The organism is Frankia gtarii (genome assembly GCF_025403375.1).
In the GTDB taxonomy this organism is placed as follows: Bacteria; Actinomycetota; Actinomycetes; order Frankiales; family Frankiaceae; genus Frankia; species Frankia gtarii.
Genome location: NZ_JAMPTM010000231.1, coordinates 1 through 10,278, shown reverse-complemented (window position 1 = coordinate 10,278; position 10,278 = coordinate 1). Strand labels below are relative to the sequence as shown.

Below are 10,278 nucleotides of genomic sequence, written 5' to 3'. Positions count from 1 at the left end.
GTGCGGGGAACTACTCGATGTGTGGGCGGGCGTATTCGCCGCGGTTTCTGTGGATGTGGCCGAACGCGCGGATCTCGGTGATGGGTGGGGAGCAGGCCGCGGCGGTGCTCGCCACCGTCCGCCGCGAGCAGTACGCCGCCCGCGGGCAGGACTGGCCGGCCGAGGCGGAGGAGGACTTCCGCGCCCCGATCCGCGAGCGTTACGAGGCGCAGGGCAGCCCGTACTACTCGACCGCTCGACTGTGGGACGACGGGGTGATCGATCCGCGGGACACCCGCACGGTGCTCGGGCTGGCGCTGTCGGTGGCGGCCAACGCGCCGATGGACCCGCCCGGCTACGGCATCTTCCGGATGTGAGCGCGACGGAGGTGACCGCGACGAAGGTGACCGCGAGGGAGGTGAGGGCGACGGAGGTGACGACAGGGAGGGCGACGATGTTCTCGACAGTGCTGGTGGCCAACCGCGGGGAGATCGCCGTCCGGGTGATCCGGACCCTGCGCGAACTCGGCATCGAGTCGGTGGCGGTCTACTCCGACGCCGATGCGGGCGCGCGCCACGTGCGGGAGGCCGACGTGGCCGTGCGGATCGGGCCGGCGCCCGCCCGCGAGTCGTACCTGAACATCGCCGCGGTGGTCGCGGCCGCGGTCGCCACCGGGGCCCAGGCCGTCCATCCCGGCTACGGGTTCCTGTCGGAGAACGCCGCGTTCGCGGCGGCGTGCGCCGAGGCGGGCATCGTCTTCGTCGGGCCGCCGGTCCACGCCGTCGAGGTGATGGGAGACAAGATCACCGCCCGGCGCGCGGTCGCCGCGGCGGGGGTGCCCGTCGTACCCGGCCGGGACGACCCGGCGATGACGGACGCCGACCTGGTCGACGCCGCCGCGCAGATCGGCTACCCGGTGCTGCTCAAACCGTCCGCGGGCGGCGGGGGCAAGGGCATGCGGGTCGCCACGGACGCCGCACAGCTCCAGACGGAGATCGCCGGCGCCCGCCGCGAGGCTGCCTCGGCGTTCGGCGACGACACCCTGTTCGTCGAGCGGTTCGTGGACCGTCCCCGCCACATCGAGGTGCAGGTCCTCGCCGACGCGCACGGCACGACCGTCCACCTCGGCGAGCGGGAGTGCAGCCTGCAGCGGCGCCACCAGAAGGTCGTCGAGGAGGCGCCGTCGGTCCTGCTGTCCCCCGGGACGCGGGAGCGGATCGGGGCGGCGGCCGTCGCCACGGCCGCCTCGGTCGGCTACGTCGGGGCGGGCACGGTCGAGTTCCTCGTCGCCGCGGCGAACCCGGAGGAGTTCTTCTTCCTGGAGATGAACACCCGCCTGCAGGTCGAACATCCGGTCACCGAGCTGGTGACCGGGATCGACCTCGTCGCCGAACAGCTTCGCCTCGCGGCCGGGGAACCGCTGGGCTACACCCAGGCCGACATCCGGCTGACCGGTCATGCGGTGGAGGCCCGGGTGTACGCGGAGGACGCCGCGCGGGGCTTCCTGCCGACCGGCGGGCGGGTCCTGCGGCTGGACGAGCCGTCGGGGCAGGCCGTCCGGGTCGACTCGGGGCTGCGGCTCGGCGCCACCGTCGGGTCCACCTACGACCCGATGCTCGCCAAGATCATCGCCTACGGGCCGGACCGGGACACCGCGCTGGACCGGCTCGACCGGGCGTTGGCCCGGACCTGCGTGCTCGGCGTGACCACCAACATCGGCTTCCTGCGGGCCCTGCTCGACCATCCGGACACCCGCGCCGGCCGGCTCGACACCGGCCTGATCGAACGCGACCTCGACGATCTGGTCGCCGCCGCCCCGGGCGCGGCCGACCTCCCGGCCGTGTATGCCCTTGCCCGCCTGCTGGAGCTGACGCCGGACACGGCGTTCGTCGACCCCTGGGACGTCCCCAGCGGATGGCGCCCCGGCGAGCACTCGTCGCTGCACTGGTCGATCACGGCCGCGGGCCTCGCCGGACCGGTCGAGGTCGGCGTCCGCGGCACCCCCGCGGACGCGCTGGTCGCCGTCGACGGCGGCGAGCCGATCCCGGCGGCCGTGGAGTGGGCCGGGACGACGGGCGGGGGCGAGCCGGGGAGTCGGCTGTCGACCGGAGGTGAGCTGGTGGTGACCCTGGCCGGCCGCACCCGCCGGTGGCGGGCCGTCGCCGACGGTGCCACGCTCTGGCTGGGCGCCGACGGCGGCGCGTGGCCCGTGTCCGAACACCGGCGCCGCTCGGCGGCGGCCACCGTCGAGGCCGGCGGTGAGGCCCGCAGCCCCATGCCCGGCACCGTCATCGCCGTGCACGCCACCGCCGGCGACGAGGTGGCCGTCGGCGCGCCGCTGGTCGTCGTCGAGGCGATGAAGATGGAGCACACCGTCGGCGCCCCGGTCGCCGGCGTGGTCAAGGACGTCCTCGTCGGCATCGGCGAGCAGGTCACCCTCGACGCGGTGCTCGCCGTCGTCGACCCGGCCCCGGCCGGAACCTGAACCCCGCAGCCGAACCCCGCAGCCGAACCCCGAAGGAGGACATCATGCCCGACACCCGGTTGAGTGAGGATCAGGAGTCGCTGCGCAAGCTCGTCGAACAGTTCGCCCGCGAGGTCGTGGCGCCGGCGGCGGCGGCGCACGACGAGGCGAAGACCTTCCCCTACGAGGTCGTCGCGCAGATGGCCGAGATGGGGCTGTTCGGCCTGCCGTTCCCGGAGTCCGTCGGCGGGCAGGGCGCGGACTACTTCACCCTGTGCCTGGCGATCGAGGAGCTCGCGCGGGCGGACTCGTCGGTGGCGATCACCCTGGAGGCCGGAGTCGGGCTGGGCGCGATGCCGGTGTACCGGTTCGGCTCGGCGGCGCAGAAGGAGCAGTGGCTGCCGTTGCTGACGTCGGGACGGGCCCTGGGCGCGTTCGGCCTGACCGAACCCGGCGCCGGTAGCGACGCGGGCGGCACCCGCACCACCGCCGGCCTCGACGGGGACGAGTGGGTCATCAACGGGTCGAAGGCGTTCATCACCAACTCGGGCACGGACATCACCCGGCTGGTGACGGTGACCGCGGTGACCGGGCAGACCTCCGCCGGGCGCAAGGAGATCTCCGCCATCCTGGTGCCGGTGCCGACCGCGGGCTTCACCGCGCAGCCCGCCTACTCGAAGGTCGGCTGGCACGCCTCCGACACCCACCCGTTGACGTTCGACGACGTGCGGGTGCCGGCGGAGAACCTGCTCGGCGAGCGGGGCCGGGGATACGCGAACTTCCTGAGCATCCTCGACGAGGGGCGCATCGCCATCTCGGCGTTGTCGGTCGGTCTCGCCCAGGCGTGCGTCGACGAGAGTGTGCGCTACGCCAACGAGCGGCAGGCGTTCGGCGCCCCGATCGGGCGCAACCAGGCCATCGCCTTCAAGATCGCCGAGATGGAGACGCGGACGTACGTCGCGCGGGCCGCCTACTACGACGCCGCGTCCCGGATGCTCGCCGGCCAGCCGTTCAAGAAGCAGGCCGCGATGGCGAAACTGTTCTCCTCGGAGGCGGCCGTCACCAACGCGCGGGAGGCGACCCAGATCCACGGCGGGTACGGGTTCATGAACGAGTACCCGGTGGCCCGGCACTGGCGGGACTCCAAGATCCTCGAGATCGGGGAGGGCACCAGCGAGGTGCAGAAGATGCTCATCGCCCGCGACCTCGGCCTGTAGGCGGCGCGGCCGGACCCGACCGCGGGTCAGGTCCGGCCGGTACCGCCGAAGACGGCCCGGGCGGCGGTGATCCGCAGCTCGTCGAGCTCCTGCGCCTGCCTGCGGGCCCGCTCGAGCAGCACGTCGAGGCGGTCCTGGTCGAGCCGGTCGTAGCGGTCGGCCACGGCACTCAGGGTGCGCCAGGCGGCCGCCTTGCCCGCCACCCCGATCCGCAGCGTCTCGAGCTCGATCACGGTGCTCAGCGCGGAGCGGCGCACGATCCGACCGTTGGACTTCAGCCGGCCCGCCGCCTCGGCGGCCCAGCCAGCGGCGATCTTGTACTTCCGCTCGGGGACGCCGAGCGCGCGCATCAGCTCGAGCAGCGCGTCGCGGTCCTCGGCGATCTCCGAGGCCACCCGCGCCAGCGCGGCACCGGAGGGCGTTGCGCGGTGGGCGGTCGCCGTGCGGCGGGCGAGCCGCAGCCCGGCGGTGGAGCCGGCCAGGTGGTCGTTCAGGTAGATGCCGAGCGGATCCGGGCCGGCCTGCGCCCCGGCCCCACGACCGCCGCTGATGGTCTCGGTCCTGGCGTCACTCATGCCACGCCTCCCTCGCTCGGGGACACCGCCGTGGGTCGGTCCTGCGGTAGGTGTCTCCGGTGGGGCCCGGGCTAACCCGCGCGGGAGACTCCCGGGGCCGGGTGGTCAGCGCCAGGCGGCGGTGATGGTGGTGGAGGGCACCACGAAGGCGATGTTGCGCATGGTGTAGCGCACGACGTGCTCGGCGTACTCGTACGGGTCGCCCGCGATGCAGTCCGGCGGGACGACGACCTTGTAACCGAGGTTCATCGCCTCGATCGCGGTGCCGAGGACGGCGATGTTCAACGAGACGCCGGTGATGATCAGGGTGGTGACCTTCGTGTTGCGCAGGTACTGGTCGAGGCCGGTGGCGAAGAAGCCGGTGAGGCCCTGCTCACGGCGGAACACGACATCCTCCGGGCGCGGCGCGATCTGCGGCATCACCGGGCCCTGCCCGCCGGTGGTGCCGGCCGCCGAGGACGACCGCAGACTCACGAACGTGTTGTGCGCGAAGCCGAAGCCGTCGGGGCGCCGTTCGTCGGTGCAGTAGTAGATCCGCACGCCCACCTTGCGACCCGCGTCGAACAGCGCGGACAGGTTGTCGAGCAGGCCGGTGCGCCGGGCGGACTCGGCGAGGCCGGGCAGTAACGGTCGATCGCCGAGGAGGTTCTCCTGGCATTCCATGTTCACGATGGCGGTGGTGGCCGGGTCCAGGTGCGGTGTCACGTCGAGAGGCATGGTCGGCACGCTACCCGGCACCGCCCGCCCCGGTCGCGGTTCGTTGCTCGGCGTCGGCGGCGAGCAACGAACCACGATCCTGCGGGCGGGCGCGCCTGGCTCAGGCCTTGGCCTGCGCGTCCGACCGGGCGGGGTTGGCCTGCTGCGTGGCCTTCGGGTCGGTCAGGTGCTGCTTGTCCCGCACGCCCGCCTCGATCCGGCCGCCGAGATCCTTGTCGACGTTGCGCCAGTACTCGAAGGCACGCTCGAGGACCGGCTCGCTGACACCGTCGAGCAGGTGTCCGACGATGTTGTCGACGAGCCGGGCCCGGCCGGCGTCGTCGAGGACCTCGCGGACCAGCGTGGCGGCCTGGCTCCAGTCGTCGTCGTCGGGACGCAGGGTGTAGGCGGTGCGCACCATCTCACCGTCGGCATGCCAGCGGCCGCCGTCGTCGGTCAGCTCGGGCTGGGCCCGGGGGCCGCCGTAGGAGTTGGGCGCATACACCGGGTCGCTGACGTTGCGCACCCGCATCGCGCCGTCCTTGGAGTAGCTGTGGACGGGGACCTTCGGCGAGTTCACCGGGATCTGCCGGTAGTTCACCCCGAGCCGGGCTCGGTGGGCGTCGGAGTAGCTGAACCCGCGGGCCAGCAGCATCTTGTCGGGGGACAGGCCGGTGCCGGCGACGAGGTTGTTCGGCTCGAACGCGGCCTGCTCGATCTCGGTGTGGTAGTCGCTGACGTTGCGGTTGAGGGTGAGGCGGCCGACCTCGTGCAGCGGGTAGTCGGCGTGCGGCCAGACCTTGGTCAGGTCGAACGGGTTGATCCGGTAGGTCTTCGCGTCCTCGAACGGCATGATCTGCATCTTCAGCGTCCAGCTCGGGAACTCCCCGTCCCGGAGGTGCTCGTACAGGTCACGCTGGTGGTAGTCGGTGTCGATCGCCGCCATCTGGTCGGCCTCGTCCTGGGTGAAGAACTCGACGCCCTGGTCGGTCTTGAAGTGGTACTTCACCCAGAACTGCTCGCCGGCCGCGTTGATCCACATGTAGGTGTGGCTCGAGTAGCCGTTCATGTGCCGCCACGTGCGCGGGATGCCGCGGTCGCCCATCAGCCAGGTGACCTGGTGGGCGGATTCCGGGGACAGCGTCCAGAAATCCCACTGCATGTCGTGGTCGCGCAGGTTGTTGTCGGCGCGTCGCTTCTGCGACCGAATGAAGTGCTGGAACTTCATCGGGTCCCGGATGAAGAACACCGGCGTGTTGTTGCCGACGATGTCGAGGTTTCCCTCGCTGGTGTAGAACTTCACCGCGAAGCCGCGGGGGTCGCGCCAGGTGTCGGGGGAGCCCCGCTCGCCCGCCACGGTCGAGAACCGGATGAGGACGTCCGTCTCGGCGCCGGGCTGGAACACCGCCGCCCGGGTGAAGGCGCTGACGTCCTGGGTCACTTCAAAGGTGCCGAACGCGCCGCCGCCCTTGGCGTGCGGCTGGCGCTCCGGGATGCGCTCCCGGTTGAAGTTCGCCATCTGCTCCAGCAGATAGTGATCCTGCAGCAGCAGTGGGCCGTCCGGGCCGACGGTCAACGAGTGTTCGTCGCTGGCGACGGGCACTCCGGCGTCGGTCGTCGTCGGACGGGTCTCGTATGCGGTCACAATGTCCTCCTCGCCTTACCGTGCAGGGACACCATCCGATCTGCAGCTACGGCACACGCCCCAGAACACGACTTCGGCTTCTTCGATCACGAACCCGGCGTCATCACCCGGCTCCAGGCAGGGGCGGGCGCCGGTCACGCAGTCCACATCGGCTACCCGCCCGCAGGCGCGACAAACCAGATGGTGATGGTTGTCGGCCGTGCGGGTCTCGAAGCGGGCCGGCGAGCCCGCGGGCTCGATCCTGCGGACGAGACCAGCGGTGACGAACACCGCCAGCACGTCGTAGATGGCCTGCTTCGAGACCGTGCCCAGCCTGGCCCGAACCCGCTCGGCCACCGCGTCGGCCGTGGCGTGCGGATGCCCGGCGAGCACGTCCAGCACCGCGAGACGCGGTCCGGTCACGCGCAGACCGGCCCCGCGCAACGCGGCTTCCCCGTCGGTGGGCATGTCCAGAACGGTCCCACCTATTCTGGATGAAGTCAATTCAACGACCATGCCGTTTTATTGATCTGTTCGCCGCACCCGTGTCGGGGTGGTCCGCTCAGTCGGCCTGGGCCTCGAGCAGGGCCAGGGTGTCGAGATCGGCGGTCGCGACGGAGAAGCGTCCGATCATCGTGTGGTTGTCCTGCCCCCAGTGGTCCTTGGTACCCATCCAGGCCTGCAGCCCGTACATCGCCCACCGCCGGTACTGTTCCCAGATCGCGTCCGCGGCCGGCACGTCGCGCGCGCCCGTGGCCAGCAGTGCCTCCCGGTAGCGGGCCAGCAGCTCACGTTCGTGGGCGCGGCGCTCCTCGACGGTGAGCGCGCCGACCATGAAGTAGCTGACGTCGCGCCAGGCGTGACCCTTGCGGACCATCTGCCAGTCCAGCCAGATGCGGTGGCCGTCCGGGCGCAGGTAGGTGTTGCCGAGGTAGGCGTCGCCGTGCACGATCGTGCGCGGCCCGGTCTGCTCGCGGGCGTACTGGTTGAGCAGGTCGTAGGCGCGCAGGAAACGCTGCGGGTCGGCGACCATCCAGGCCGGCAGCCGGGAGATGTAGACGTCGCGGCCGAGGTTCTCCTCGACCAGCCACCACATGATGCGGGCCTGGTCGCAGTCGCCGCGGGTGTCCATCGAGGTGGGCAGCCAGCTCGCCGCGTCGAGCCGGGGGCTCGCCCAGTAGCTGCCGTGCAGGACCGCCATGTCGTCCAGGGCCCGGCCGACCGCGTCGACGCCGATGTGCTGGAAGCTGCTGCCGAACTCGCCGCCGAGCTCGATGAGGTCCTCGAGGACCGCCAGCCCCTGGCCGCTGCCGTCGGGATCCCAGTCGGCGTAGTAGAACCGCGGCGCCGGGATCTGGGTGCCCTCGACCAGCTCGTGGTAGAAACGCGCCTCCACCTGGCAGATGTCCATGGGATTCGCGCGGCCGGTGAAGTTCGCCTTGAGGCACAGGTGCTCGGGCAGGCCCGCCCGCTGGCCGACCTCGTTGTAGGTGACGGCGACCCGCCCCTTCGTGGTGTGCGTGCTGCGCAGCTCCACGGTCCGCAGGTCGGTCACCTCGATGCCCGGGTAGCGGTTGGCCAGCATCGCGCTTAACCAGGGCGCCGTGATCTGCTCCCAGCGCATCGGCATCGGTGCCGGCCGGGAGTACGGGCCGTAACTGGCCAGCTCCGTGACATCGGGCTGCCAGGGCTGGGCAGAGGGCAGGCTCGGGCTGTTCGACACGTGGCGACTCCTGTCGTTCACACTCGGCTACGACGCTCGCCTCTTGCAGGCATTGGCGCCGGTGGCAGATTGTGTCAGTCTCGCCCGCGACACGCCTGCTCACCAGGGATACGTGGCCACCCCATCCCCGTCGAGCCGGGCCCCGGGAGGGACCCCGGGCCGGGGGCCACCCGGGTGGGCCGCCGGCTGGATGCGGACGGCCCGCACCCGCGTGGCACTCGTCATGAAACAGTGCGCAGTGCGACCAGTTCGTTCCGGTGCGACGACGCCGGCGGGTCGGCAGGGAAGCGGGACCCGTCGGACGAGAGGCATGGGGCTGGCTGTGGGAGATGTACAGGATCACGAGGGTCCCGGGCCGTGGTGGAACTCCGTGGCCCAGATCGACGGGGCCCAGATCGATCGGGCCTCGATCGATCTGAAGACCGACCAGCCGCACTCGGCCCGCATCTACGACTACTTCCTGGGTGGGAAGGACAACTTCCCGGCGGACCGGGCGGCCGCCGAGCAGGCGCTGATCGGTTTCCCGACGGCTCGGACCGGGGCCCGGGAGAACCGGGCCTTCCTGCGGCGGGTGACGCGGTTCCTGGTGGCGCAGAAGGGGATCACGCAGTTCCTCGACGTCGGCACCGGCATTCCCACCTCGCCGAACCTGCACGAGGTCGCTCAGGCCTCGGCTCCGGATGCGCGGGTCGTCTACGCGGACAACGACCCGGCCGTGCCGGCGTAGGTACAGGCGTTTCACCAGCATCTTCAGGTAGTCGGGCCGACCCCTGAGTCCGCCCCCGCGTTGCACACGCCGCACGGCCCGGACGCTGTATGCCGTGCTGGCGGCCTGCCGGACTCTCGTCACGCCGTTAGATCGTTTGGCGGGCTGCGGCGAGGTTCGCGTGGAACGTTGCCAGCACTGGATGTCCCGGGGACCCGCTCCGCGTCGGCCAAGGTCGCCTCGCACGGCGCGATCGCCTGCGCCATCCGCCCCGCCGACTCGTAGGCGCCCGCTGGGTTCTGCGATGATCGGGGTAGTGTCGCTGGCCGCCGGGCGTCTTCCAGCCGCATTGTCCCTACGGATTGCAGATGTCGGGGCAGGGCGACGATCGGCTGGCACCGGATAGGAGTGATGTTGGCATGAGCAAGGCCCAAACGCAGCGCGAGGTCCGCCAACGGGATCGTTTCCAATGCAAGTTCCCGGGCTGCGACCGGGGGGGCGAGCAGTACGCCCATATTGTTGCGGAAGACGATGGCGGCCCTTACGAACTCGATAACCTAATCTTCCTGTGCTACGCACACCACAACTTCTGGCAAGAGTCGGCGAGAGCATCTGACCTGGAGAAACGGCGCCTCGTGGAGCTGAGCGAAAAACTCCGGGATCACCAGCAACCCGACTCGATAATATCGACCGTCTTCGGCTGGACAGCGCACGATGATCTGGTCGTGAAACTGGGAGGCGGCGTTCTTGCCAGGAACCAGGAACGCATTTTGGAATCGCGCGATCCCAATCGCCCCTACCTCTCGCTCCGTAAGGATGATTTCGGACTTCTGTGGATCACCGCCAACTTTGAGGACGCGACAGGGGTCACATGCTTTGAGGTTAGCGAAAATAAGATGAGCATCCGCACTTCCGACGCGTGGGACATCGCCATCAACCGTCGAAAGCTTCGCTTCATACACGCCGATCGTCGGATGCAGCTACAGATTGACCAGACCGATGATTTGGCTCTCCAGATTACCGGCGAGCTATTTCTCAATGGCGGCCCCTTCTCGATTATGCCGAATCAAATTCTAGACGTCCGCTACAGAAATACGTTCGTGGCGAACCAGGTAGCTGGCGGTCGAGGGGTTTTTCTCGCGCCAGGTGAATTTACCATTTGACCCCTGCGATAATTCGCTACAGTAGTACCAATCATCGTGCCGTCCAGTTAGCCGGAACACCTCCGCGAACGCCCACACCTACTCCCGGACAGACCAGCCCCCACCAGGGCCACCCCCCGACGGCCCGAACC

At 70.3% G+C, this 10,278-nt stretch carries 9 protein-coding genes and 1 pseudogene; 5 read left to right on the top strand and 5 right to left on the bottom strand.

Annotated features, from left to right (window positions below; genetic code table 11):
• The 3 genes from NBZ83_RS24980 to NBZ83_RS24970 all read left to right on the top strand — a co-directional run.
• A partial coding sequence (locus tag NBZ83_RS24980) for a carboxyl transferase domain-containing protein (RefSeq protein ID WP_308203375.1) occupies positions 1-356 on the top strand: 356 nt, incomplete at its 5' end.
• Positions 357-433: 77 nt separating this feature from the next.
• Positions 434-2,464, top strand: a complete 2,031-nt coding sequence (locus NBZ83_RS24975; RefSeq protein ID WP_261569511.1) for an acetyl/propionyl/methylcrotonyl-CoA carboxylase subunit alpha — start codon at positions 434-436, stop codon at positions 2,462-2,464.
• 44 nt (positions 2,465-2,508) lie between these two features.
• Entirely contained in the window at positions 2,509-3,660 is a 1,152-nt protein-coding gene (locus NBZ83_RS24970; protein ID WP_261569510.1) for an acyl-CoA dehydrogenase family protein, read from the top strand.
• 26 nt (positions 3,661-3,686) lie between these two features.
• Here the strand turns inward: NBZ83_RS24970 and NBZ83_RS24965 are convergent, their stop codons facing one another.
• The 5 genes from NBZ83_RS24965 to NBZ83_RS24945 form a co-directional block, all read right to left on the bottom strand.
• Positions 3,687-4,235 carry a hypothetical protein gene (locus tag NBZ83_RS24965; protein ID WP_261569509.1) on the bottom strand — a complete coding sequence of 183 codons (549 nt, stop codon included), beginning with the start codon at positions 4,233-4,235 and terminating at the stop codon, positions 3,687-3,689.
• A gap of 105 nt (positions 4,236-4,340) precedes the next feature.
• Positions 4,341-4,952, bottom strand: a complete 612-nt coding sequence (locus tag NBZ83_RS24960) for a cysteine hydrolase family protein (RefSeq protein WP_261569508.1) — start codon at positions 4,950-4,952, stop codon at positions 4,341-4,343.
• A gap of 100 nt (positions 4,953-5,052) precedes the next feature.
• A complete protein-coding gene (locus NBZ83_RS24955) occupies positions 5,053-6,576 on the bottom strand; it encodes a catalase (RefSeq protein ID WP_261569507.1) in 1,524 nt (507 codons plus the stop codon).
• A gap of 15 nt (positions 6,577-6,591) precedes the next feature.
• A complete protein-coding gene (locus NBZ83_RS24950) occupies positions 6,592-7,023 on the bottom strand; it encodes a Fur family transcriptional regulator (RefSeq protein ID WP_261569506.1) in 432 nt (143 codons plus the stop codon).
• 94 nt (positions 7,024-7,117) lie between these two features.
• Positions 7,118-8,278: a phosphotransferase family protein gene (locus NBZ83_RS24945; RefSeq protein WP_261569505.1), complete on the bottom strand. Its 1,161-nt coding sequence runs from the start codon at positions 8,276-8,278 to the stop codon at positions 7,118-7,120.
• Positions 8,279-8,588: 310 nt separating this feature from the next.
• Between NBZ83_RS24945 and NBZ83_RS24940 the strand changes: the two are divergent.
• Positions 8,589-8,996: pseudogene (locus NBZ83_RS24940) on the top strand (SAM-dependent methyltransferase); the annotation flags it as partial.
• 356 nt (positions 8,997-9,352) lie between these two features.
• Entirely contained in the window at positions 9,353-10,147 is a 795-nt protein-coding gene (locus tag NBZ83_RS24935) for an HNH endonuclease signature motif containing protein (protein WP_261575911.1), read from the top strand.
• Positions 10,148-10,278 lie beyond the last annotated feature (131 nt).